General features: G+C 75.4%; 20 protein-coding genes. 8 read left to right on the top strand and 12 right to left on the bottom strand.

Going from position 1 to position 23763, the window contains the following annotated elements:
- Positions 1 to 234: 234 nt before the first annotated feature.
- The 5 genes from CYQ11_RS24960 to CYQ11_RS24940 form a co-directional block, all read right to left on the bottom strand.
- Complete coding sequence (locus CYQ11_RS24960) at positions 235 to 1362, bottom strand: XdhC family protein (protein ID WP_099202571.1); 1128 nt, start codon at positions 1360 to 1362, stop codon at positions 235 to 237.
- 14 nt (positions 1363 to 1376) lie between these two features.
- Positions 1377 to 2837: an NCS2 family permease gene (locus CYQ11_RS24955; protein WP_099202570.1), complete on the bottom strand. Its 1461-nt coding sequence runs from the start codon at positions 2835 to 2837 to the stop codon at positions 1377 to 1379.
- Between the two features lie 121 nt (positions 2838 to 2958).
- Positions 2959 to 5343: a xanthine dehydrogenase subunit D gene (gene pucD, locus CYQ11_RS24950; protein ID WP_099202569.1), complete on the bottom strand. Its 2385-nt coding sequence runs from the start codon at positions 5341 to 5343 to the stop codon at positions 2959 to 2961.
- Positions 5340 to 5834 carry a (2Fe-2S)-binding protein gene (locus CYQ11_RS24945; RefSeq protein WP_099202568.1) on the bottom strand — a complete coding sequence of 165 codons (495 nt, stop codon included), beginning with the start codon at positions 5832 to 5834 and terminating at the stop codon, positions 5340 to 5342. The genes pucD and CYQ11_RS24945 overlap by 4 nt, the downstream gene beginning before the upstream one ends.
- Complete coding sequence (locus CYQ11_RS24940) at positions 5825 to 6712, bottom strand: FAD binding domain-containing protein (protein ID WP_099202873.1); 888 nt, start codon at positions 6710 to 6712, stop codon at positions 5825 to 5827. Before CYQ11_RS24940 ends, CYQ11_RS24945 begins: the two co-directional genes overlap by 10 nt.
- Positions 6713 to 6943: 231 nt before the next feature.
- Here CYQ11_RS24940 and CYQ11_RS24935 point away from each other — a divergent pair, with 231 nt between their 5' ends.
- Complete coding sequence (locus CYQ11_RS24935) at positions 6944 to 8620, top strand: PucR family transcriptional regulator (protein ID WP_099202567.1); 1677 nt, start codon at positions 6944 to 6946, stop codon at positions 8618 to 8620.
- A gap of 211 nt (positions 8621 to 8831) precedes the next feature.
- Positions 8832 to 9644: a hypothetical protein gene (locus CYQ11_RS24930; RefSeq protein WP_099202566.1), complete on the top strand. Its 813-nt coding sequence runs from the start codon at positions 8832 to 8834 to the stop codon at positions 9642 to 9644.
- Positions 9645 to 9941: 297 nt separating this feature from the next.
- Here the strand turns inward: CYQ11_RS24930 and CYQ11_RS24925 are convergent, their stop codons facing one another.
- On the bottom strand, positions 9942 to 10664 hold the full coding sequence (locus CYQ11_RS24925) for a GntR family transcriptional regulator (protein WP_099202565.1): 723 nt from the start codon (positions 10662 to 10664) through the stop codon (positions 9942 to 9944).
- A 115-nt stretch (positions 10665 to 10779) separates the two neighbouring features.
- Here CYQ11_RS24925 and CYQ11_RS24920 point away from each other — a divergent pair, with 115 nt between their 5' ends.
- Positions 10780 to 11613, top strand: coding sequence for a (2Fe-2S)-binding protein (locus CYQ11_RS24920; RefSeq protein WP_099202564.1), 834 nt, complete (start codon positions 10780 to 10782; stop codon positions 11611 to 11613).
- Between the two features lie 196 nt (positions 11614 to 11809).
- Positions 11810 to 12871, top strand: coding sequence for a DUF2637 domain-containing protein (locus tag CYQ11_RS24915; protein WP_099202563.1), 1062 nt, complete (start codon positions 11810 to 11812; stop codon positions 12869 to 12871).
- 82 nt (positions 12872 to 12953) lie between these two features.
- On the opposite strand, the gene CYQ11_RS24910 is transcribed toward CYQ11_RS24915, so the two are convergent.
- Positions 12954 to 13442, bottom strand: coding sequence for an ATP-binding protein (locus tag CYQ11_RS24910; protein ID WP_398780988.1), 489 nt, complete (start codon positions 13440 to 13442; stop codon positions 12954 to 12956).
- A 440-nt stretch (positions 13443 to 13882) separates the two neighbouring features.
- A complete protein-coding gene (locus CYQ11_RS24905) occupies positions 13883 to 15811 on the bottom strand; it encodes a protein phosphatase 2C domain-containing protein (RefSeq protein WP_099202562.1) in 1929 nt (642 codons plus the stop codon).
- A 110-nt stretch (positions 15812 to 15921) separates the two neighbouring features.
- Between CYQ11_RS24905 and CYQ11_RS24900 the strand changes: the two genes are divergently transcribed.
- Positions 15922 to 16620, top strand: coding sequence for a helix-turn-helix transcriptional regulator (locus CYQ11_RS24900; RefSeq protein WP_099202561.1), 699 nt, complete (start codon positions 15922 to 15924; stop codon positions 16618 to 16620).
- A 181-nt stretch (positions 16621 to 16801) separates the two neighbouring features.
- On the opposite strand, the gene CYQ11_RS24895 is transcribed toward CYQ11_RS24900, so the two are convergent.
- The 4 genes from CYQ11_RS24895 to CYQ11_RS24880 all read right to left on the bottom strand — a co-directional run bounded on the left by CYQ11_RS24895 (position 16802) and on the right by CYQ11_RS24880 (position 21339).
- On the bottom strand, positions 16802 to 17296 hold the full coding sequence (locus tag CYQ11_RS24895) for a methylated-DNA--[protein]-cysteine S-methyltransferase (RefSeq protein ID WP_099202560.1): 495 nt from the start codon (positions 17294 to 17296) through the stop codon (positions 16802 to 16804).
- Between the two features lie 11 nt (positions 17297 to 17307).
- A complete protein-coding gene (locus CYQ11_RS24890) occupies positions 17308 to 18795 on the bottom strand; it encodes a DNA-3-methyladenine glycosylase 2 family protein (RefSeq protein WP_099202559.1) in 1488 nt (495 codons plus the stop codon).
- Between the two features lie 101 nt (positions 18796 to 18896).
- On the bottom strand, positions 18897 to 19994 hold the full coding sequence (rsgA, locus tag CYQ11_RS24885; RefSeq protein ID WP_099202558.1) for a ribosome small subunit-dependent GTPase A: 1098 nt from the start codon (positions 19992 to 19994) through the stop codon (positions 18897 to 18899).
- Positions 19995 to 20154: 160 nt separating this feature from the next.
- On the bottom strand, positions 20155 to 21339 hold the full coding sequence (locus CYQ11_RS24880; RefSeq protein ID WP_181143777.1) for a YihY/virulence factor BrkB family protein: 1185 nt from the start codon (positions 21337 to 21339) through the stop codon (positions 20155 to 20157).
- Positions 21340 to 21572: 233 nt separating this feature from the next.
- Here CYQ11_RS24880 and CYQ11_RS24875 point away from each other — a divergent pair, with 233 nt between their 5' ends.
- The 3 genes from CYQ11_RS24875 to CYQ11_RS30925 all read left to right on the top strand — a co-directional run bounded on the left by CYQ11_RS24875 (position 21573) and on the right by CYQ11_RS30925 (position 23642).
- Positions 21573 to 22832, top strand: a complete 1260-nt coding sequence (locus tag CYQ11_RS24875) for a GAF domain-containing protein (RefSeq protein WP_240003693.1) — start codon at positions 21573 to 21575, stop codon at positions 22830 to 22832.
- A 26-nt stretch (positions 22833 to 22858) separates the two neighbouring features.
- Positions 22859 to 23455 (top strand): GNAT family N-acetyltransferase, encoded by a 597-nt coding sequence (locus CYQ11_RS24870; RefSeq protein ID WP_099202556.1) that lies wholly within the window; start codon positions 22859 to 22861, stop codon positions 23453 to 23455.
- Positions 23456 to 23558: 103 nt separating this feature from the next.
- Positions 23559 to 23642: a putative leader peptide gene (locus tag CYQ11_RS30925; RefSeq protein ID WP_332836347.1), complete on the top strand. Its 84-nt coding sequence runs from the start codon at positions 23559 to 23561 to the stop codon at positions 23640 to 23642.
- Positions 23643 to 23763 lie beyond the last annotated feature (121 nt).

Raw genomic sequence — 23763 nt, 5'->3', positions numbered from 1 at the left:
GGCGCCGCTGCGGCGAGGACTTCCCCCGGGACTGCGGCTGGCCATCCCGGTCACCTCCTCGCTCGTACGGACGGCGCGGGTGCCGTGGCCGCGTCGACGGCGGAACCGGAACGGCACCTTCAGCCATCCAGCATGCCACAGGCCGGAGCAGCGACCACCATGAAAGGGTAATAAGGCTGCAAAAGGGAGCCGCCCCCTGGAAGGGGGCCGGGGGCCCGCCCGAGTGACGACCACTCAGGCGGCGACCGTGCTCCCGGCCTCGTGGTGGATGGGGGCGTCCCCTCCCGTCAGCGGCACCCCCGTCCCTCCGCGCCGCACCGCCACGATCTCCGCGGCGATGGACAGGGCCGTCTCCTCCGGCGTCCGGGCCCCCAGGTCGAGCCCGATCGGCGAGCGGAGGCGGGCCAGCTCCGCCTCGTCCGCGCCGGCCTCCCGCAGGCGCGCCAGCCGGACGGCGTGCGTGCGGCGCGAGCCCATCGCGCCCACGTACGCTACCGGCAGCCGCAACGCCCGCCGCAGCAGCGGCACGTCGAACTTCACGTCGTGCGTGAGGACGCACAGCACCGTGCGGCCGTCCAGGGCCGCGCCCTGCCCGTCGAGGTAGCGGTGCGGCCAGTCGACGACCACCTCGTCCGCCTCGGGGAAGCGGGCCGCCGTCGCGAAGACGGGCCGGGCGTCGCACACCGTCACGCGGTAGCCCAGGAACTTCCCCGCCCGCACCAGCGCCGACGCGAAGTCGATCGCGCCGAAGACGAGCATGCGGGGCGGCGGCACGCTGCACTCGACCAGGAGCCGCACCGGTTCGCCGCAGCGCGAGCCGTCCGCGCCGAGGTCCACCGCGGCGGTGCGGCCCGCGTCCAGGAGGGCGGCCGCCTCGCGGGCCGCTGTCCGGTCCAGGGCGGCGGGGCCGCCCAGGGAGCCGCCGGCGCGGCCGTCCGGCCCGACGAGCAGCGCCCGGCCCAGCAGGGGGCGGGGGCCGGAGACGACGCGCGCCAGGGCCGCCGTCCCGCCCCGCGCGACCGTGGCCAGCGCGGCCCGCTCGACCGACCCCTCCCGCACGGGGACCACGAGGACGTCGATCTCCCCGCCGCAGGTCAGTCCGACGGCGAAGGCGTCCTCGTCGGAGTAGCCGAACCGCTCCAGCACCGGCTCGCCGCCGGCCAGCGCCGTCCGGCACAGCTCGTAGACCGCGCCCTCGACGCACCCTCCCGAGACCGAGCCGAGCACCGTGCCGGCCGCGTCGACGGCGAGGGCCGCGCCCGGCTCGCGCGGGGCGCTCCCGCGGACGGCCACCACCGTGGCGACCGCGAAGTCGCGTCCCTCCTCACACCACCGGTGCAGCCCGGCCGCGATGTCCAGCATCGGTCGTTCCCCCCTTACTTCACGCCCAGCCAGTGCTCGATGGGATGCAGGGCGAAGTAGCCCGCGAAGACCAGGCTCAGGGCCCACATGAAGACGCCGGGCTCGCGCCACTTGCCCTGACCCGCCTTGATGGCCGTGTAGGCGATGACGCCGCCGCCGACGCCGGCCGTGATGGAGTACGTGAAGGGCATGAGGACGACCGTCAGGAAGACGGGGATGGTCACCGCGCGGTCCGTCCAGTCGATGTGCCGGGCGTGGCCCATCATCATGGCGCCGATCACCACCAGGGCGGCCGCGGCGATCTCGCCGGGGACGATCCTCGTCAGCGGGGTGAAGAACAGGCAGGCCGTGAAGAGCAGCCCCGTGACGACGGACGACAGGCCCGTGCGGGCGCCCTCGCCCACGCCCGTCGCGGACTCGACGAAGACGGTCTGGCCGGACGCCCCGGCCACTCCCCCGATCGCCCCGCCCGCGCCGTCGACGAGCAGGGCCCTGCTCAGACCCGGCATCCGGCCCTCGTCGTCGGCGAGGCCCGCTTCGGTGCCGACGCCGATGACGGTCGCCATGGCGTCGAAGAAGCCGGCCAGGACCAGGGTGAAGACGATCATCCCGACGGTCACCCCGCCCACCGCGCCCCAGCCGCCGAACTCGACCCGCCCGAAGAGCGTGAAGTCCGGCATGGAGACGGCACCGCCCCTGAGTGCCGGGGCGCCGTTCTGCCAGGTCTTCGGGCCGAGGTCGCCGACGGCGTTCACGACGACGGCCAGCACCGTGCCGGCCACGATGCCGATGAGGATCGCGCCGGGCACCTCCCGGGCCTGCAGCACGAAGATCAGCAGCAGGGTGACGCAGAAGAGCAGCACGGGCCAGCCCGCCAGTTCGCCGGCGGGGCCCAGGGTGACCGGGCCGCCCGACCGCGAGGCGTGCACGAAGCCCGCCTTCACCAGGCCGATGAGGGCGATGAACATGCCGATGCCCATGGTGATGGCGTGCTTGAGCTCCACGGGGATGGCGTTCATGACGCGCTCGCGCATCCCGGTGAGCACGAGCAGCATGATGACCACGCCGTAGACGACGCACATGCCCATCGCCTGCGGCCACGTCATCCGGGGGGCCACCTGCGTGGAGAGCACTCCGGAGACGCCGAGCCCGGCCGCCAGGGCGAGGGGGACCCGGCCGATCAGGCCCATGAGCAGCGTGCAGGCCGCCGCGGCGAAGGCGGTGGCGGTGATGAGGCCCTGCCGGTCGAGGGTGTGCCGCGCCACGTCGGGGCCGGAGAGGATCAGCGGGTTGAGCAGCAGGATGTAGCTCATCGCCATGAACGTGGTGACGCCGCCGCGCACTTCGCGCGCGAGCGTCGAGCCCCGGTCGGTGATGTGGAAGTACCGGTCGGGCCAGGACCGTCCGGCGGGCCGCCGCGGGCCCGCGCCCGCGGCGTCCGCCGGGGTCTTTGGCCGCGCTGGTGCGTGGGTCATGGTGCCTGCTCCATCAGTCGTGGGTGGGGGCTGCACGACCCGGGGGACGGCCCGAGGCGGAAGGGTGCCGCCGCGACGCCACTGGGGGGCGCGTGCGCGGCGCGGCGGACGACGGCGGGCGTCAGGTGCCGGTCAGGTGCTCCGGCCGTACCGGTACGCGCGCGAGCGCCAGGCCCGTGGCCCGGCGGATCGCCGCCACGACGGCGGGCGTCGAGGACAGCGTGGGTGCCTCGCCGACGCCGCGCAGCCCGTAGGGGGCGTGGTGGTCGGCGAGTTCGAGGACGTCGACGGGTATCGCCGGCGTGTCGAGGATGGTGGGGATCAGGTAGTCGGTGAAGGAGGGGTTGCGGACCTTCGCGGTGACCGGGTCGACGACGATCTCCTCCATGACCGCGAGTCCCAGGCCCTGGGTGGTGCCGCCCTGGATCTGGCCGGCGACGGACAGCGGGTTGAGGGCCTTGCCGACGTCCTGGGCGCAGGCCAGTTCCACGACCTTGACCAGGCCCAGCTCGGTGTCGACCTCGACGACCGCGCGGTGGGCGGCGAAGGAGTACTGGACGTGGCCGAAGCCCTGTCCGGTGCGCGGGTCGAAGGGCTGGGTGGGGCGGTGCCGCCACTCCAGCTCCGCCTCGCAGCTCTCGCCCTCCAGGACGTCCGCGAGGGAGGCCAGCGTCTCGCCGCCGTCGGTGACCACCTTGCCGTCCTCCAGCAGGAGTTCGGCCGTCGCCCACGCCGGGTGGTACGTGCCGAACTTCGCCCGGCCCAGCTCCAGCACCTTCTCCCGCACCGCCTCGCAGGCGTGCTTGACGGCGCCGCCGGTGACGTAGGTCTGGCGGGAGGCGGAGGTCGACCCCGCCGACCCCACCGCGGTGTCGGCCGGGGCGACGGTGACGCGGGAGACGCCCAGCTCGGTGCGGGCGATCTGGGCGTGCACGGTCACGCCGCCCTGGCCCACCTCGGCCATGGCGGTGTGGACGGTGGCGACGGGCTCGCCGCCGGTCACCTCCAGGCGCACCCGGGCGGTGGAGTAGTCGTCGAAGCCCTCGGAGAAGCCGACGTTCTTGATGCCCACGGCGTAGCCGACGCCCCGCACGACCGACTCGCCGTGGGTGGTGTTCGACAGCCCGCCGGGCAGGGCCCGTACGTCCGGGGAGCCGCCGGCGGTCTCCCATTGCCGCCGTGGCGGCAGCGGCATCGCCTTGACGCGGCGCAGCAGTTCGGCGACGGGGGCGGGCGAGTCGACGACCTGCCCGGTGGGCATGACCGCGCCCTGCGCCATGGCGTTGACGCGGCGGAACTCCACCGGGTCCATGCCCAGGGCGTCGGCGAGCTTGTCCATCTGCGCCTCGTAGGCGAAGCACGCCTGGACCGCGCCGAATCCGCGCATCGCTCCGCAGGGCGGGTTGTTGGTGTAGAGGGCGATCGCCTCGACGTCGACGTCGTCGACGGCGTAGGGGCCGACGGCGAGGGAGGCGGCGTTGCCGACGACGGCCGGGGAGGAGGAGGCGTAGGCCCCGCCGTCCAGCACGATGCGGGCCTTGACGTGGCAGAGCCTGCCGTCGCGGGTCGCCCCGTGCTCGTAGCGGAGCGTGGCGGGGTGGCGGTGGACGTGGCCGAAGAAGGACTCGAAGCGGTTGTAGACGATCTTCACGGGCTTGCCCGTGCGCAGCGCGAGCAGGCAGGCGTGGGCCTGCATGGACAGGTCCTCGCGGCCGCCGAAGGCGCCGCCGACCCCGGAGAGCGTCATGCGGACCTTGTGCTCGGGCAGCCCGAGGACGGGGGCGATCTGGCGCAGGTCCGCGTGCAGCCACTGGGTGGCGATGTAGAGGTCGACGCCGCCGTCCTCGGCGGGCACGGCGAGGCCGGACTCGGGGCCGAGGAAGGCCTGGTCCTGCATGCCCACCTCGTAGTCGCCGGTGACGACGACGTCGGCGCGGGCCCGGGCGGCGGCGACGTCGCCGCGGACGACGGGCTGGCGGTGGACGATGTTGGGGTGGGGGACGTGACGGGCGTGGTCGTCCGTGCGGCCGGGGTGGAGGACGGGGGCGCCGGGTGCGGTGGCGCTCTCCTCGCCGGTGACGACGGGCAGTTGCTCGTAGTCGACCACGATCTTGGCGGCGGCGCGGCGGGCGGTCTCGGGGTGGTCGGCGGCCACGAGGGCGACGGGCTCGCCGTGGTGGCGCACGACGCCGTCGGCGAGGACCGGGGTGTCCTTGATCTCCAGGCCGTAGCGGGTCTCTGCGGGGAGGTCCCGGTGCGTCATGACGGCGTGGACGCCGGCCGTGGCGAGGGCGGCGGAGACGTCGACCGAGCGGATCCGGGCGTGGGCGTGCGGGCTGCGGAGGGTGAAGCCCCACAGCATGTCCTCGTGCCACAGGTCGGAGGCGTAGGCGAACTCGCCGGTGACCTTGAGGGTGCCGTCGGGGCGGAGGGTGGACTCGCCGACGCCGCCCCTGGTGCCGCCGCGCCGGGTGACGCCGGCGGGGGTGCGGGTGTCGTCGCTCACGGCCGGGCCGCCTCTCCGGTACGCGCGGCGGCCAGGCGGACCGCGTCGAGGATCTTCTCGTAGCCGGTGCACCGGCACAGGTTCCCGGACAGGGCCTCGCGTATGTCGGCGTCGGAGGGGTCGGGGTCGCACTCCAGCAGCTCGTCCGCCGCGACGAGCAGGCCGGGGGTGCAGAAGCCGCACTGCACGGCGCCGGCGTCGACGAACGCCTGCTGGACGGGGGTGAGTTCGCCGTCGGGCAGTCCGGCGCGGCCGGCCAGGCCCTCGACGGTGGTGACCTCGCACCCCTCGGCCTGCCCGGCCGCCACCAGGCAGGCGCAGACGGTCACGCCGTCGAGCCGGACCGTGCAGGAGCCGCATTCGCCCTGCTCGCAGGCGTTCTTGGAGCCGGGCAGGCCCAGCCGCTCGCGCAGCACGTACAGCAGGCTCTCGCCCTCCCACACGTCGTCCGCCTCCTGCGGACGGCCGTTGACCGTGAAGTTCACGCGCACGGCGCGCTCCTCTCCCCCGTGGTGTATTCCTCCCAGACCCAGCCCAGCGTGCGGCGGGCCATGACGCCGACGGCACGACGGCGGTAGGCGGCGCTGCCGCGCACGTCGTCGATGGGGTTGCAGGCCCCGGCGGCCAGTTCGGCGAACTGGGCGGCGACCGGCGCGGGGACGGCCCGCCGCGACTCCCAGAGGCCGGCCTCCTCCAGGGCGGCGTCCAGGAACTCCTCGGCGGCGCGGGCCCGCAGGGGCGTGGGCGCGGCCGAGCCGATGCCGGTCCGCACGGTGCGGCTGCCCGGGTGGAGGGCGATGCCGAAGGCGCAGACCGCGATGACCATCGCGTTGCGCGTGCCGACCTTGGAGAACTGCTGCGGCCCGGTGGCCTTGCGGATGCGCACGGCGCGGATCAGCTCGTCTGGCGCGAGGGCGTTGCGCTTGACGCCGGTGTAGAACTCCTCGACCGGGATCAGGCGGGTGCCGCGTACGGACTCCGCCTCGACCTCGGCGCCGGCGGCGAGCAGCGCCGGGTGGCTGTCGCCCGCGGGGGAGGCGGCGCCGAGGTTGCCGCCGACGCTGCCGCGGTTGCGGATCTGGGGCGAGCCCACGGTGTGCGCTGCGCGTGCGAGGCCGGGCAGCTCGCGGCGCAGGTGCTCGATGACGCGGGCGTAGGGCACGGCGGCGCCGAGGCGCACGTCGCGCCCGTCCGTCTCCCAGGCGTGGAGCTCGGCGACGCGGCCCAGGTCCAGCAGGTGCTCCGGACGGCGGTGGTCGAAGTTGATCTCGACCATGACGTCCGTGCCGCCCGCTATGGGCACGGCGGCGGGGTGCTCGGCCTTGGCGGCGAGGGCGTCCTCCCAGCTGGCGGGGCGCAGGAAGTCCATGAAGGGTCTCTTCTCGAGGGGGGTGCCGGAGTCGTTCATGGCGGGTTCCGCACGGGGTGCACCGCTGCGTGCAGCCAGTAGAGCGGCGCCCGGCCGGGCCGGTGCAGTCACTGAAAACATGAAGCGGTTGGCTGGCCAGGGCCCCTGTCTTGTAGATTCGAACGAAAGACGGGGTTCAGAAACCTCACTGCATTCCACTGGTTACAAGAAGACAGATCGGCGGCGACCACGATGCGGCTGCGCGCACTGCTGGAGACCGAGGCGCTGGGCCTCCGCCTGCTCGGCGGCGAGGACGAGCTCGACCGCACCGTGCGCGGCGTGATGACCACCGACCTGCGCGACCCCAGTCGCTACCTGTCCGGCGGCGAGCTGGTCCTCACGGGGCTGGCGTGGCGGCGGGAGCCGGAGGACTCGGAGCGGTTCGTGCGCATCCTCACGGCCGCCGGGGTGGCGGGGCTCGCGGCGGGCGAGGCGGAGATCGCCTCCACGCCCGACGACCTGATCGAGGCCTGTGCCCGGCACCGGCTGCCGCTGTTCTCCGTGAACGAGGACGTCTCGTTCGCGTCGGTCACCGAGCACGTGGTCCGGCAGGTCTCCAGCGAGCGGGCCGGGGACCTCGCGGCCGTCGTGGACCGGCACCGGCGGCTGATGACGGGCGGCCCGGCGGGCGGCGGCCCGGAGGTCGTCCTCGACCTGCTCGGCTCCGACCTGGACCTGCGCGCCTGGGTGCTCTCCCCCACCGGCCGGCAGATCGCCGGCTCGTCCCTGGCGGACGCCGGCGCGGCCCTGCCCGCCCAGGTCGGCGCCGCCCTCGCCGGCGAGCACCTGGCGGCCTCCCGCAGCGGCCGGCGCGGCCCGCACCGGGTGACCGCGGGCGGCGGCACGTACTCCCTGTTCCCCGTGCGCAGCAGCGGCCGGGCCGCCTCCGCGCGGGACGTGCGCGAGACCGTGCTGTCGGACTGGCTGCTGGCCGTCGAGGCCGACGCGGGCGAGTGGCCCGAGGAGCGGCTGGACCTGCTGCACGGCGTCACCCAGCTGATCGCCGTCGAGCGGGACCGGCGCGACGCGGCCCGTACGGTGCGGCGCCGGCTGGCCCAGGAGGTCCTGGAGCTGGTCCAGGCGGGCGCCGCGCCCGCCGAGATCGCCGCCCGGCTGCGGGTGGCCGCGCCGGTGCTGCTGCCGGGCCTGGGCACCGCCCCGCACTGGCAGGTCGTCGTGGCCCGGGTCGAGTGGGCGGACGGGGAGATCCCCGGCGGCCCGGTCGCCCAGTCGCTGCTGGAGGAGGTGCTGGTCGACCCGGACGCCTCCGGCCCCGAGCCCTCCGACCGCATCGCCGTCGCCCACACGGGTGACGAGGCGGTGGCCCTGGTGCCCCTGCCGTCCGTCGCCGCCGCCCCCGGCGAGTCGTCGGCCGGCCTGGACGCCGACGCCCTCCTCGCGACGGTCCGCGAGCCCCTCACCCGGGGTCTGGCCGACGACGGCCGCGTGACCTTCGGCGTCAGCGCCGCCGTCCACTCCGCGGAGGGCCTGCGCGGCGCCCTGGAGGAGGCCCGGCACGCCCGCCGCGTCGCCGCCGCCCGCCCCGGCCCGGTGTGTGCGGCCGGCCACCAGGAGCTGGCGTCGCACGTCCTGCTGCTGCCGTTCGTCCCCGACGACGTGCGCCGCGCCTTCACCGCCCGCCTCCTGGACCCCCTGCGCGACTACGACCGCCGGCACCGCGCCGAACTGATCCCGACGCTGGAGGCGTTCCTGGAGTCCGACGGCTCCTGGACGCGCTGCGCGACGCGGCTGCACCTGCACGTCAACACCCTGCGGTACCGGGTGGGGCGGATCGAGCAGCTGACGGGACGGGACCTGTCCCGGCTGGAGGACAAGCTGGACTTCTTCCTGGCCCTGCGGATGAGTTGAGGTTTTCCGGCGGCCCCGGGGCGTGTGATCTCTTCGGTACTCTGCGCCTACCGCGAGGAGATCACCGGCCGTCGGCCCCCTGGGGTCCGCGCATGGCTTTGTGAATTGCTTCACACCTGACCCTTGGCCGCGCCCGGGTCCTCGTGCTGAGATCGAGGCAGGCTTCCAGCTCGACGGCGCGCTTGGGGAGGGCACTGTGGCGGATACCGCCATGCGGAATTCTGGGTTGTCGGAGCCATACGGAGCGACGGGGTCGGGGGGCCCCGAGGGCGGGGCGGCCCAGGGGGATCCGCTGGAGAGGGCGGTGTGGCGGCTGCGGTCGCGGGCCTGCTGGGACGACGCGGCCGCGCTGCTCGCGCCCCGGGCCGCCACCGAGCCGGGCCAGGCGGTGCGGCGGACGGCGGTGCTGGTCGAGCGGTGCGTGTTCACCGGGGAGGGCTGGGGCGCGGCCGAGGACTCGCTGCGGGCGGCGGAGGCGCTGGCCGCGGACGACGAGGAGCGGGGCGCGGCGGCCTGCGAACGGGGCCATCTCGCATACGCGTCCACTCTTTTGGGGGTACGTGACCGGGCGGACGAGGCACGCTCGGCGCTGGGCCGGGCGGCGGCGCTGCTGGGACCGCAGTCGCCGACCCGGCCGCTGCTGCACTTCCGGCGGGGGCTGATCGCCCAGCACCTGTCGGACAACCCCTCCGACGCGACGGCCGCGTTCGAGCGCGCCCACGCGGGGGCGACGGCGCACGGGCACCGTCTGCTGCTCTCCTTCACCTGGCGGCACCTGGCGGCGATGGCCGAGCACGACGGCAGGCTGGCCGAGGCGCGGCACGGCTTCGCCGAGTCACTGAGGATCCGCGAGGACCTGGGCTATCTGGTGGGGATCGCCCCCGCGCTGGCCTCGCTGGCGGCGGTGCTGCCGGACGCGGCGGAGGCGGCCCGGTTGCGGGCGGAGGCGGGGCGGCTGGTCCGGCTGCTGGGCGGGGTGCCGGCGTGGCTGGCGGAGCGGCTCACCCCCGCGGCGGACGACTGACGGGGAGGCGCGGCCTGCTGCCACGGCTGGGGCGTGCCCGCAGCGCAACGCCGTGTGCCCGCCGGGGCGTGGCCCGGGGCGTCCGGTGCCGGGGGCACCTCCCGGCCAGGCCCGTGCTGACCCGTCGGACACCCCCTGGGGGGTGTCCGACGGGTCGGTGCGGGTCCTGCGGTGTCCGGTGCGGTAGATCGCAAGGCGGAGCATCTGCCTCGGACCGGGCGTCCTCGGCTGATGTGACAACGCAGCGAGGTGCCGTGCCGGGCGCCGCAGGGCCTGTGCTGACCCGTCGGACACCCCCTAGGGGCGGTGCCCGCAGAGCCGGGTGCCCAGCGCCTCGACGGCCATGACGTCCTGCATGGCGAGGGCGTCCAGCAGTTCGAGGTGCTCGGCGGCGGGGCAGTCGCGGGCGGCCGGCCACTGGGCCCGCCGGTGGAGCTCGTCCGCGACCGCCACCAGCTGGTGGTTGCCGCTGAAGCCGAGGACGGCCCGGTGGAAGGCCCGGTCGGCCTCGGCGTAGGCCGCGCGGTCGCCGCGCGCGGCCGCCGCGACGGCCGCCTCGGCCAGCGGCCGCAGCTCGCACCACCGCCCGGTGGGCACCGTCCGTGCCAGCCGCAGCAGCGCCGGCACCTCCAGGAGGGCCCGGACCTCGGCCAGTTCGGCACGTTCGCGCGGGGAGCGGCTGGCGACGCGGAACCCCCGGTTGGGGACGACCTCGACGGCCCCCTCCAGGGCAAGCTGCTGCATCGCCTCGCGCACGGGCGTGGCGGACACGCCGAAACGCTCGCCGAGCGCGGGGCCCGAGTAGACCTCGCCGGGCACGAGCTCGCCGCAGAAGAGCGCCTTGCGCAGGGCGTCGAGGATCTGGCCGCGCACGGAGTAGCGCTGCGGCATCCGGTGCACGGGCCGCCCGGCGGTGGCGCCCTCCTCATGGGTGTGCTCCCCGCGCGCGGACGACGCGGCCTGCGCCGGAACCCCGGCCCGCGCCCCTGATACTCCGGTGTGGGATCTGCCCTGCTCCATTGCGGTCCTCCTGGTGTCCATCGGAACCATAAGCGGCACTTGTCGCAGTTCAAACCCCGATCAAGCCGGGTAAGGTAAGGCTTACCTGTCAACGATCGCGATTCGGTGGTCCCGCATGTCCGCTGCCACGGCTCCGGTTACCCCCTCCTCGCCCCCGCTCGCGGACGCGTACGCCCGGCTTTCCGCGGCCCTGCCGACGCTGACCGTGCTGAGCGGGCCGCCGCGCGCCGGCGACGGCTGGGTCACGGCCGCGGGGCTGGCGGCGGGCGGCGCCGAGCTGGACGCCTTCCTCGCGTGGGACGAGGAACAGGTGCTGCGGGACTTCGGCCGGCGCGCCCGCCCCGACGTCGTCGCGAGCCTCGGACTGCACCGCTACGCCTGGCACTTCTGCCTGCTCGTGACCGTGCCGTGGTTCGTATGCCACCGCGTGCCGCGCCTGCCGGCGGAGGCCGTCTCCTTCCACCGGGCCACGGGCCGGATCACCGCCGACGTACGCGAGTTCGCCTGTCTGCCCGGCGACGAGGCCGCGGCGCTGCCGGGCGCCCTGACCGTGTCCGGCGAGGAGGCGCTGCGCGCCGAGGTGCGGGCGGCGGTCGCCGCGCACCTGGAGCCGGTCCTGGAGGGGTTCCGGCCGCGCATGCGGCGCGGCTCCCGTGCCCTGTGGGGCATGGTGACCGACGAGACCGCCGAGGGACTGTGGCATGTGGGGCGGCTGCTCGGCGAGGAGCCCCGGGCGCGGCGTGCGGCGGAGCTCCTGCTGCCGGGGTCCACGGCCCCGTTCGTCGGCGGCGCGGAGTTCCGCGAACTGACCGGGCCCCGGGGCGAGTCGCTGCCCACCCGCGACCGGGCGAGCTGCTGCTTCTTCTACACCCTGCGCCCCGAGGAGACCTGTCTGACCTGTCCGCGCACTTGCGACGTGGACCGCGTCGAGCGGCTGTCAGCCCGGTGAATCGCCTAAGCCACCCGATCCAGTGGATTGAATAGAACCCAAATTCTTTTTCCTTGGCGGGCGTTCGAATTCCTTCGTCGCTCTCCGTATATCTTTGCCGTCCATTGGCGGCGAGTTGCCGCGAAACCCCTTGGCTTCCTGAGCGGTTCCGACAGGATGGCGCGCGAAACGCCGTACTGCATGCAAGGGACGCAAGATGAGAGTGACCGACATACCGCTGAATTGGGTGCTCCCCAGTGCCGTGGCGCTCATCGGGGCAGTGGTGGCGGTGACGGTGTACGCGCGCGGCCGGCGGACCGGCCCGGAGGACACGGCGGCCGGCACGGACTCCTGGGAACGCAATGAGGAGCGCAGACGCCGCAAGGAGGCCATCTACGGCAGCGCGTCCTACGTCCTTCTCTTCTGCTGCGCCGCGGTCGCCGCGGCCCTGTCCTTCCACGGCCTGGTCGGCTTCGGCCAGCAGAACCTGGGGCTGACGGACGGCTGGGAGTACCTGGTGCCCTTCGGCCTCGACGGGGCCGCGATGTTCTGCTCGGTGCTGGCGGTGCGCGAGGCGAGCCACGGCGACGCGGCTCTCGGCTCCCGGATGCTGGTGTGGACCTTCGCGGGCGCGGCGGCCTGGTTCAACTGGGTGCACGCGCCCAGGGGACTCGACCACGCCGGGGCACCGCAGTTCTTCGCCGGCATGTCGCTGTCGGCGGCCGTGCTCTTCGACCGGGCGCTCAAGCAGACCCGGCGGGCGGCGCTGCGCGAGCAGGGCCTGGTGCCCCGCCCGCTGCCGCAGATCCGCATGGTCCGCTGGCTGCGGGCCCCCCGGGAGACCTTCGGCGCCTGGTCGCTGATGCTCCTGGAGGGTGTGCGGTCGCTGGACGAGGCGGTCGAGGAGGTCCGCGAGGACAAGCGCCAGCGCGCGCAGCACCGGATGCGGCGCCGCGAGGCGGGCAAGCTGGAACGGGCCCGGCTCAAGGCGTACAACCGGCAGCACCGGGTGTGGAGCCGCCCGCGCGGTGGCCGGCAGGTCGAGGTGACCGCGCCGACTCCCGTGCCGGCCGCCGCCCAGCCCGCCCAGATCGGTTCGCAAGGCGGACCGGAACCCTCCATAGTCGAGCACGGGCAGCTTCCCGTGCGCTCCCGCCCCCTTCAGGCGGTGGGCAGGCCGGACCCGATCGACCTCACCGCCGAGGACGACACCCAGGCCATTCCGCGGCTCGACTCGCTGGAGGCCAAGCTCGCCCAGATCGAGCGTCAGTTCGGCTGACGCCTCCACGCCCCGGGCCGTCGTACGCGACCGGCTCGGGGCTTCGGCATGTCCGCCCGGCTCCGTCCCGCCGGGCGCGGCCTCACGGTTTCCCGGGGGGTTCCTGGGCGTCCAGCTCGAACCACACCGACTTGCCCACGCCGTGGGCGCGCACGCCCCACCCGTCGGCGAGGGCGTGGACGAGGAGCAACCCGCGCCCGGAGGTGGCGGCCGCCTCGACGCCGTCCGGTGAGACGCCCGGGACGCCGGCCGACGGCGCCCGCAGCGTGGGTTGCCGGGGGAGGAAGTCCCGCACCTCCACCCGCAGCCGGCCCCGGACCGACGCCGCGGGGCCACCGGTGAACCCGGCCGTGACGACCGCGCCCCCGTCGGTGTGCACCAGCGCGTTGGTGACCAGTTCGCTGGTCAGGAGCTCGGCCGTCTCCGCCCGCCCGGGCGCCCCCCACGCGGCGAGCAGCCGCCGGAGCTCCGCGCGCACCTCCCCCACCGCCGTGAGGTCCCGGTGGCGCAGCCGTCTCTGCCAGCAGGGCCCCGTCACGGGATCCGCTCCCCCCGCGGCCTCCGGAGCCATTCCGTCCGCGGACCCTCCCCCGCCCTCGCGCCGTTCCGCGCCCGCCCGGTATGCAGTCCGCCGTTTCATCCTTCGCCGCCCCGACCCCTCCCCCGGCGCCCCGGCATCGAACACGCTCACGGCGAATGCATGCCCAGCACCTGGCGCGACAAGCCTGTCGAGGCGGCAAGGGAGGTTATCCGGCCGGAACACGGGGGCGTCTCGCGCGTTCCTGCCGGGCCGGTCGGCAAAGCGGCGTTCTCCGCGTCGCCTCGCGGGCGCGCCGCCGTGCCCGCCGACGGGGACCGGCGGTGGCACCGGGCAGGTACGGGGGGACACGGCCCCGGCGTCGGCCCGGACCGCCGCGGGCCGCCGCGGACCGGCGCGGGATGTCCGAGGAGGGCCCGGCACCACGGCACGCGCACGGGCCGGGAGCCCACGGGGCCCCGCCGGACGGTGTGTCAGGCGTCCCAGACCGCGCAGGCACTGCGGTCGTCGGCGTAGCCCTTCACCCTCAGCTGCGCGTCGGCGAGGAACTCGGCCAGGCCCGGCGGCTCCGGCCGCGCCCACCGCTCGGCGAGCCGGATCCCCAGCTCGGGCTCGCCGCGCAGCGGATCGGCGAGGCCCGCCGTGCACAGCAGCAGGGCGTCCCCGGGCCGGGCGATCGACGCCCGGAAGCGGAAGGGTTCGCTGGGCACGTCGTCCGGGTCGATGACGGGCGTGGTGCCCGGCGTCGGGATGCCGAGGTCGACGGTGATCCGGTCGGCGGTGGCGTAGTCGGTGCCGTAACCTACGACGGGGTCCCCCGCCGGGTCCTGTTGTCGCGGGCCGGGGTCGAGGTCCTGCCAGGTGCCCCCGCGCAGCCGGAAGAGGCCGCCCGCGCCGACGCCGAAGAACACCCGCGTGCGGCAGCGGACGTCGGCGGGCAGCAGCAGGCAGCGCAGGCCGGCGGTGTACTCGGCGGGCTGCACGGCGAGTTCGCCGGCCCGGGCGCGCAGCCGCCCGTAGGTGCGGTCGGTGAGCCGGTGCAGGCCGGACTTCAGCTCGTCACGGCGGCCGGCGTGCAGGTCCTCGGCCAGCCGGGCGTGGCTGCGCCCGACCGCGCCGGCGATCCATTCGCAGATCTCACGCGCCGCCCGGTGCGCTCCCTCGGCGGCGCGGGCGCCGCTCGCCATGGCGACCAGCAGCAGCGCCTCGTCCCCGGTGCCGAACCGGGCGGTGAGGAGGGCGTCACGCCGGGGCTCGCCCCGGTAACGGGCCGAGTCCCCGCGCATCGAGACGGCCCGTAGCGTCATCGACCCGTAACAGGCGCCGTCCAGCACCGTGTCGGGCACCAGGCCGGACAGCCCGGCGGGGTCGGCGGGGGGCCAGGCCGTCGGCTCGGCCTCGTACGTGGGAGGGCGGGGGCCCACGAACTCCGGTCCGCGGAACCGCTTTCCCTGCCGTTGCGCGGGCGCGGCCACGGCCGGCGACGGGGGCGGCACCTCGGAGACCTCGGCGGTGTCGAGCGGGCCGGGCCGCCGGGAGATCTCGGCGTCGGCCGTGACACCGGTCGCGACGGCCAACGCGCCCGTTTCGTCGGGCGCCTCGGGCGCGTCCGGGGCCGCCGCAGCCGTCGGGGCCGTCGCCGCCGGGGAGTCCTCGCTCGTACCCGCGGCACCGGCGCCCTCCGGGGACGCGGGGGCCGGGGGCGGCTCGGCGGCTCCGGGCGGCTCCACGCCCTGGGACGGCTCCGCGGCCCGGGGTGGCTCCGCGGCCCGGGGTGGCTCGGAGGCCACGGGTGGCTCGGCCGCGTCACCGTTCCCGGGTGCCTCCGAGGCCGGGATGCGGGGCGGCGGGGGCGAAACGCGGGTGCGCGGGTCGGGCGGCGGCGGCGCGTCGGGGGCCGGCTCCCGGCCGACGGTCGGGCGCGGTCCCGGGACGGCGGGGTCCGGGTCGTCGGGCGGCGGCTTCGGGGCGGACACCGGCGGCACGCCGTCGCCGGGCGGCACCCAGCGCTTGGTCTGCCGGGGCACCCCGCGCGAGACGGCCGGCGACAGCCCGGAGGGGGACCCCGAGGCGGGCCCGGGCAGCGCGGGCTGGCCGGGCTGCCCGCCGGGCCGGGGCCGCTGGAGGCCGAGCCGCCCGGTACCGGGGGACGGCGGGCCGTACCCCGTGGGCTCCGGCGGGGCGGGGGCCGCCCGCCCGGCATCGGGCCGGCGGCGCTCCGGCCGCTTGGCCTCCGCTCTCGGACGCGCCGGTTCCGGCCCGACGACCGCCGAGGCGGAGGAGAATCGCTCGTCGAGGCTGTCGCCCGCGGCGTTGGTTCCCGCTGCGGGTTCGCTCGTGCCGTACAACTCGCGCCACCAGGCGTCCTCTTGTTCGGCGTGCTGGTCCCCCTGCTGACTCATGCCCTTATTGTCCACACTCCGGGGCATACGGGAAGAGTGCACGGCGAACACCACCCCAGGGATGATGTCCGGTGTCGCGAGGCGGTCATGGGGATGGGGAGGGGATTCGCGTGCTCGACGCCATGGGGCGCAGCGCCGTCCGGGAGGCGGTACAGGCGGACGGACCAGCGCAGCAGCCCGTCGGTTGGGGGGCGGTGGAGGTCGTGACGGGAGCCGAGGCGGTCGCCGGGAGGCTGCTGGGACTGCGGCTGAGTGCCGTGGAAGAAGTGTGCGCCATGTTGACGGGCAGGGTCCGGGAGTTGACGCCCGACCCGGTGGCCGCGCTCCCCGGCCCCGGGGCCCACGTGGCGCACCGGACGGTCGTCGAACACTCCGCGCCCTTCCGGCCGGCGGCCGGCGGGCGGACACGGGTGGTCGACCGGATACCCGCCGAGCTGGTCATCGCCGACCGGCGGGTGGCGCTGGTGCCGCTGGCGTCCGGCGCCGCGGACTCCGCCGCCCTGGTCGTGCACGCCGGAACGCTGCTGGACGCCCTGGTCGACCTGTTCGAGGACGTCTGGCACGAGGGCCGCCCCCTCAGACCCGTGACCGGCGGGACGGAGGAATCGCACGCGCCCGACGCCACCGACCTCCAGGTGTTGTCCCTGCTGCTCGCGGGCCTCACGGACGCGAGCGCGGCCAAGCAGCTCGGGCTGGGCCTGCGGACCGTGCAGCGACGAGTGAAGCGGCTGATGGAGATCGCCGGGGTGACCACCCGGTTGCAGCTGGGCTGGCACGCGGCCGAGCGCGGCTGGGTCACCCCGCGCTGACCGGCCGGCGCGAGCCGGGGAGCGTCCGAGGGGCGGTGCGGGCTGGGGAGCGTCCGACGGCCCCGCGGTGTCCGGACGGTGTCCGGTGCCGGGGCGCCTCTCCGCGGCGGCCGGCGAGCGTCGCAAGGCCGAGCCTTCCGCACCGGCCACCGCAGGACCCGCACCGACCCGTCGGCACCCCCTAGAGGGCGCCCTCCAGGGCGAGCAGGTGGCGCTTGCGGTCCAGGCCGCCCGCGTAGCCGGTGAGCGAGCCGTCCGCGCCGATGACCCGGTGGCAGGGTCGCAGCACGAGCAGCGGGTTGGCCCCGATGGCGCCGCCGACGGCCCGGACGGCGGCCCGTGGGGCGCCGATGCGGGCGGCCAGCTGGCCGTAGCTGGTGGTGGCGCCGTACGGGACGGCGTCGAGGGCGTCCCAGACCTTCCGGCGGAACTCGGTGCCCTCCACGGCGAACTCCAGGGCGAAGTCCCGTGTCTCCCCCGCGAAGTAGGCGGCGAGCTGCCGTGCCGCCTCGCCGAAGGCGGCGGGCTCGCGCCGCCAGTCCGGCCCGGGGGCGGGGGCGTTGCGCTGCTCCGGTACGGACAGCGAGACAAGGGCGGTGCCGCCGGGCGCGGTGGCGGAGGGGCGGCCGGTCAGGAGCAGTCGCCCGAGCGGGCTGTCGATTTCGGTGTAGAGCATGTCGCTTTCCTTCAGAGTGCGGCGGTGACGGGCGGGGCGACCCGGTTCCAGAGGTGGTGCACGGCGTACGAGCTCCAGGGGCGCCACTCCTCGGCGTCGGCGGGCGTCGCGCCCACCGCGGCGAGCCCGTGCCGCACTCCGGCGTCCCCCTGGAGGAAGACGTCCGGGTCGCCGAGGGCGCGCATGCGGATGTAGCCGGCCGTCCAGGGGCCGATGCCGGGCAGAGCGCGCAGGGCCCCTTCGGCGGCGTCCCGGTCGACGCCGGGGTCGAGGCGGACGGTGCCGTCCGCGAGGGCGCCGGCGATCGTGCGGAGGGCGTTCCGGCGTGCCCGCGGCATGCCCAGTTCGTCGAGCGGGGCGTCGGCCAGGGTGCCGGGGTCGGGGAAGACGTGAGTGAGCGTGCCGTCCGGCGCCGGGAGGGGCTTTCCGTAGGCGGCCACCAGCGTGGCCGCGAGCCGCGCGGCGGCCGCGACGGACACCTGCTGGCCGAGCACGGCCCGTATCGCCAGTTCCTCGCCGTCCGCCGCGCCGGGTGAACGCAGTCCGGGCCGGGCGTCGACCAGCGGCCGCAGCCGGGGGTCGGCGCCGAGCCGCTCGGCGACGGCGAAGGGGTCGGCGTCCAGGTCGAAGAGCCGGCGCACACGCTGCACGGCGGTCGACAGGTCGCGGTGGTCGGTCAGCAGCAGCCGGCAGTCGAGCCAGGCGCCCTGCCCCGGGCCGGGCTCGCGCACCTCGGCCACGCCCGTGCCGTACGGCAGCCGCAGGGTGCGGCGGTAGCGGCGGGCACCGCCTTCACCGGTCGTCTCCTCGATGCCGGCGATGGCCCGCCGCTGGAGGAACGTGAAGATCTCGTCCGCGGCGTAGGGCCCCCGGTGGGCGAGGCGCAGGGGGATGCCGGCGGGCGCCCGGCCGTCGTCGTGCGCGGCGGCGGGGCGGCCGCGGAGCTCGCTGGGCGTACGGGCGTAGACGGCCCGGACGGTGTCGTTGAACTGGCGGACGCTCGCGAAGCCGGCCGCGAAGGCGATCTCCGTGATGGGCATCCGTGTCGTCTGGAGCAGGACGCGCGCGGTGTGGGCGCGCTGCGCCCGGGCGAGGGCCACGGGGCCGGCGCCCAGCTCCTCGGTGAGCTGGCGGTTGACCTGGCGGGAGCTGTAGCCGAGGCGGTGGGCCAGCCCGGCGACGCCCTCGCGGTCGACGACGCCGTCGCCGATCAGCCGCATGGCGCGGCCGACCAGGTCGGCGCGGACGTTCCACTCGGCGGAGCCGGGGGCCGTGTCCGGGCGGCAGCGGCGGCAGGCGCGGAAGCCGGCGCCCTGGGCGGCCGCCGCCGAGGGGTAGAAGCGGACGTTCTCACGCTTGGGCGTCACGGCCGGGCAGCTGGGGCGGCAGTAGATCCCCGTGGTCTTCACGGCGGTGAAGAACTCGCCGTCGAAGCGCGCGTCCCTGCTGCTCACAGCCTGGTAGCGGGAGTCGTCCAGTCGGCTCTCGGTGTCCGTCATGCGTTCCAGTCTGCGTCACCGGGAGGGGTGGGACTGGCGGGAATCGGACATGGCCCTCACCCGGGGGTGAGGGCCATGTGCGGGGCCGGGCGGGCCGGGGCTCAGCCCCGGCCGCCCCGCTTCTCGGCGTTCATCCGGCGGCCGGCCGCCTGGATCACCTTCCACTCGCGCCGCATCTCGGCCCGCAGGCGGGCGTCCGTGCGGGCGGCGATGTGGGCGTTCTCGCGGAGCAGCTTGCGGTAGCTGGCCAGACGGCGTTCCGGCAGCTCACCGGCCTCGACCGCGGCGAGCACGGCGCAGCCGGGCTCCGAGGCGTGACCGCAGTCGTGGAAGCGGCACTCGGCCGCCAGCTCGTCGATCTCCGAGAACGTCCGGGCGACTCCGTCCTCGGCGTCCCACAGGCCCACGCCGCGCAGGCCCGGCGTGTCGATCAGGACGCCGCCGCCGGGCAGGGCGAGCAGGTTGCGGGTCGTCGTGGTGTGCCGGCCCTTGCCGTCCCGGTCGCGGATGGCCTGCACGGTCTGCGTCTCGGTGCCCAAGAGCGCGTTGGCGAGCGTGGACTTCCCCGCCCCGGACTGGCCGAGGAGGACGGAGGTGGCACCGGCGAGTACGGCGGCGAGGGCGTCGACGCCCTCGCCGGTCTCCGCGCTGACCGCCAGCACCTGGGCGCCCGGCGCCGCCGCCTCGGTGTCGGCGACCAGGTGGGCGAGGACGGCGGGGTCCGGCACCAGGTCGGCCTTGCTGAGGACGACGAGCGGCGTCGCGCCGCTCTCCCAGGCCAGGGCGAGGAACCGCTCGATCCGGCCGAGGTCGAGCTCGACGGCCAGGGAGACGGCGATGACGGCGTGGTCGACGTTGGCCGCGAGGATCTGTCCCTCGGACCGCTTGGAGGAGGTGGACCGGACGAACGCGGTGCGGCGCGGCAGCAACGCCCGGACGTGGCCCGCGGCGAGGTCGACGGCCGCCCAGTCGCCGGTGCACATGATGCGCAGCGGGTCGCCGGTCGTGACGAGGGCGGTGTCGGCGAGGACGGTGCGCACGCCGTCGCCGTCGGGGACGACGAGGTCGCAGCGGCCCCGGTCGACCCGGATGATCCGGCCGGGTACGAGGCCGTCGGCGGCGTGGACGGCGAAGCTGTCAGCGAACTCCGCGTCCCAGCCGTAGCCGGTGAGCGGGTGCGTGGAGCCGTGGTGAGGCAAGGCGGTGTTCCTTCAGGAGGGAGGTGGGATGCGTCTGCTTCCGAGTGCGGGCAGGGCCCGTGGCGACGACAGTCATCGCGTACTCACCTCCTGTGGAGTTCTTGCTGGCCCGGTGATCGTAAGGTCGGGCGGCCGGGCGCCGCCAACGGTTTTCCCCGCGTCAGCCGCGGCGGGGCGGCTTCGCGTGCTTGGGCTGGTGTTCGGGCTTGTGCAGGCGCGAGCGCACGTCCTCCGGGGGGAGGAACTGGGCCCAGCGCTCGGGGAACTCCGAGGGCGGCTCCCGGTCCTGGCCCACCACGCCGTCGTCGGCGGGCTCCTCGAAGGGGTCGTCCTCCATCTCGTGGACCAGGGCCGCCGCGGCCCGTTCGGCGGCCGCCCGCGCGGCGGCGGCCTCACGTTCCCGGTCGACCTCGGCGCGGGCGGCGGCGGTGGCGACGGACGGCCAGACGCGGTCGAGCGCGGCGTTGACGGCGGCGCCGACGAGCACGGCGAAGGCCGAGACGCCGATCCACAGCAGGACGGCGACGGGCGCGGCGAGGGAGCCGTAGATGGTCACGCCCTCGACGGTGTGGGTGAGGTAGATGCGCAGCAGGAAGCTGCCCAGCACCCACATGGTCAGGGCGACGAACGCGCCCGGGATGTCCTCCGCCCACGGTGAGCGCACCGGCACCGACACGTGGTACAGCGTGGTGAGGAAGGCGATGGACAGGATGATGACGACGGGCCAGTAGAGGAACCAGACGACGTCCGCGCTCCACGGCACGACGTCCACCACGACCTCCGGGCCGGCCACCATCAGCGGCAGGGCCACCGCCCCGACGACGAGGGCGACGAGGTAGAGCAGGAAGGCCAGCAGCCGGGTCCGGACGATGCCGCGCTTGCCCTCCAGCCCGTACATGATCGTGATGGTGTCGACGAAGACGTTCACGGCCCGGGAGCCCGACCAGAGGGCGATGGCGAAGCCGACCGAGATCAGGTCGGGCCGGCCCAGCCTGAGCACGTCCTTCATCAGCGGCTCGGCGATCTCCTTGACGCCCTTGTCGGACAGGACGGTCGCGGAGGCGGTGAGGATGTTCTGCTGGAGGGCCCCGAGGGTGTCGGTACCGGTCCAGTCGTCGAGGTAGCGCAGCAGGCCGAGGAGGGCCAGCGCCAGGGGCGGCAGCGACATCAGGGTGAAGAACGCGGCTTCGGCCGCGAGCCCGGTGACGCGGTATTCCATGCAGGAGTTGACCGTGTCCTTCAGGAGCAGCCACGCCATCCTGCGTTTGGAGACATTGCGATACAGAGCGCGGGCCCTGTGGAGCCGGCCGGTCTGCCGACCCGAATGTTCTTTTGCTGCCTGCACGCCCTAACCGTATCCGCCGCGGGCGGGTCGGTTCATCCAGCGCCTCGGGGGGCCGGGCGGGGGCCGGTGCCGGTGGGAGAGCCGCGGAGGGTGGTGCTGCGCCGACTCGGCACCACCCTCCGGCCGCTCACCGTCACCTTCGGTCCTGAGCGGGGGCACTCGCAAAGGTTGCATCGCGTTGCAATATCGCCGATGCCCCGGCGCGCGGGGGCCGCTGCGGGCACCATGACAGCGTGAAGCGCATACCAATCGACGCGCGGCTGCTGCCCGCGGTGCGGGAGGCGGCCCTGTCGGGGGCGAGAGCCCCCGCGCCGCCGCGTCCGCTGATCGGCGAGTCCTGGAACCGCGCTCTGCGCCACGGCGTGAACCCCGACACCGGCCGGCCCGGCCCGCTGATCTCGGCGGAGGAGGTGGAGCACCGGCGCCACACCTCGCGGCTGGGCGAGCTGCTGCCGCAGCTGCGCGAGGGGCTGACGGAGGCGGTCGACGCGGTGCGGCACCTGATCGTCGTGACGGACGCCGACGGCCGGCTGCTGTGGCGGGAGGGCAGCTCGGGGGTGCGCCGCAGCGCCGACCGGCTGGGGTTCCTGGTGGGCGCCTCCTGGACGGAGGACCTGGTGGGGACGAACGGCATCGGCCTGGCGCTGGTGGAGCGCCGCCCGGTGCAGGTGCACTCGGCCGAGCACTTCGTCCGCACCCATCACTCCTGGACGTGTGCGGCGGCCCCGCTGCACGACCCGCGCGACGGCCGGCTGCTGGGCGTGCTGAACGTCAGCGGTCCGGTGCCGGCGTTCAATCCCGCGACGCTGGCCCTGGTGACGGCCGTCGCCAAGGTCTCCGAAGGGGAGCTGCGGGCCCGGCACTGGGAGTCCGTGGACCGGCTGCGCACGGTGGCGGCGCCGATGCTGGCCAGGATCGGCGGCCGGGCGCTGGCCGTGGACCGCGACGGCTGGACGGCCGCGGTGACGGGCATGGCACCGGTGGGCCGGGTGATCCTGCCGAGGGACGCCCAGCCGGGGCGGGCCTGGCTGCCGTCACTGGGGCCGTGCTCGCTGGAACCCCTCCCGGACGGCTGGCTGGTGCGCGTCGACGGGGAGGACGGCCCGGGCGAGGCCCCGCCCAGCCGGGTGGAGCTGGACCTGCGTCCTGCGCGCACGGGCACGGTGACCGTCTCCGGTGAGGCCGGCCGGTGGTCGCACGCCCTCAGCCCCCGCCACGCGGAGCTGCTGTACGTCCTGGCCCGGCACCCGGAGGGACGTACGGCCGCGGAGCTGGCGGCGGACCTGTTCGGGGACCCCACCCGGACGGTGACGGTACGGGCGGAGATGTCGCGGATGCGGCGCACGCTGGCCGGGGTGCTGCGGCACCGCCCCTACCGCTTCGCGGAGGGCCTGGAGATCCGGCTGCTGGTCCCGGACGACCCCGCCGGCCTGTTGCCGGCCTCGACGGCGCCGGTCATCCTGGCCGCGCGCCGGGGGGTGACGACGGGGTAGGAGGGGGCCCGTGGTTGGGTTCGGTCATGAGCGACAGCACGACGCGGACCGTGACCACCTGGTCCCTGGAGCAGACCTCGCCGGCCGATCTCGTTCCCGCCCGGACGCCGGACGCGTCATCCGGCGTCCGGATCGAACGCGCCGAGGTGCCCTCACCGGAGTTCAGCCGCTTCCTCTACACGGCCGTGGGCGGCGACTGGTCGTGGACCGACCGGCTGCCCTGGTCCTACGCCCGGTGGCAGGCGCATCTGGAGCGGCCGGGCGTCGAGACCTGGGTGGCGTACGAGCGCGGGACCCCGGCCGGCTACCTCGAGCTGGACCCGCAGCCCGACGGGGCCGTAGAGATCGTCTACTTCGGTCTGATCCCGTCCTTCCAGGGCCGTCGCATCGGCGGTCACCTGCTGTCGTACGGCACCGCGCGGGCCTGGGACCTTGCCGGGCGGTGGCCCGGCCGGGAAGCCACCCGGCGGGTGTGGTTGCACACGTGCAGCAAGGACGGCCCGCACGCGCTCGCCAACTACGAGCGGCGCGGCTTCCGGGTGTTCGCGACGCGGACGGAGGAGGAGCCGGACGCCGCCGCGCCCGGACCGTGGCCCGGCGCCCACACCGGCGACAAGGACTGACCGGCCGGCCTCGGCGAGGCTTCCGTCTCGCCATGCGAGACGATATCGACCACATTGCGGACAACTGTGGACTGGCCGAACTGTGCCGTGCCACGCTTCCGTCATGTCCCGAGCTGGAATCGCCTTGGTGAGTCGGCGTCACGTCGACCTCGGCCGCGTGTCCAGCGCCATCTGTCCGGCAGGCTGACACGCTCGGCACGATCGTTTCGCCTCGCCGTCCCCACTGTCGCGGACGAGCGCATCCCCCTTTGCCGCACCCGTTTGCCGCACCGTCGTCGCGTCCGCCCCGCGCGGCACGACGTCGCGCC

Source organism: Streptomyces cinnamoneus, from assembly GCF_002939475.1.
In the GTDB taxonomy this organism is placed as follows: domain Bacteria; phylum Actinomycetota; class Actinomycetes; order Streptomycetales; family Streptomycetaceae; genus Streptomyces; species Streptomyces cinnamoneus_A.
Note: the sequence above shows the minus strand (reverse complement) of the source record. Positions and strands in the feature narration are given on the sequence as shown.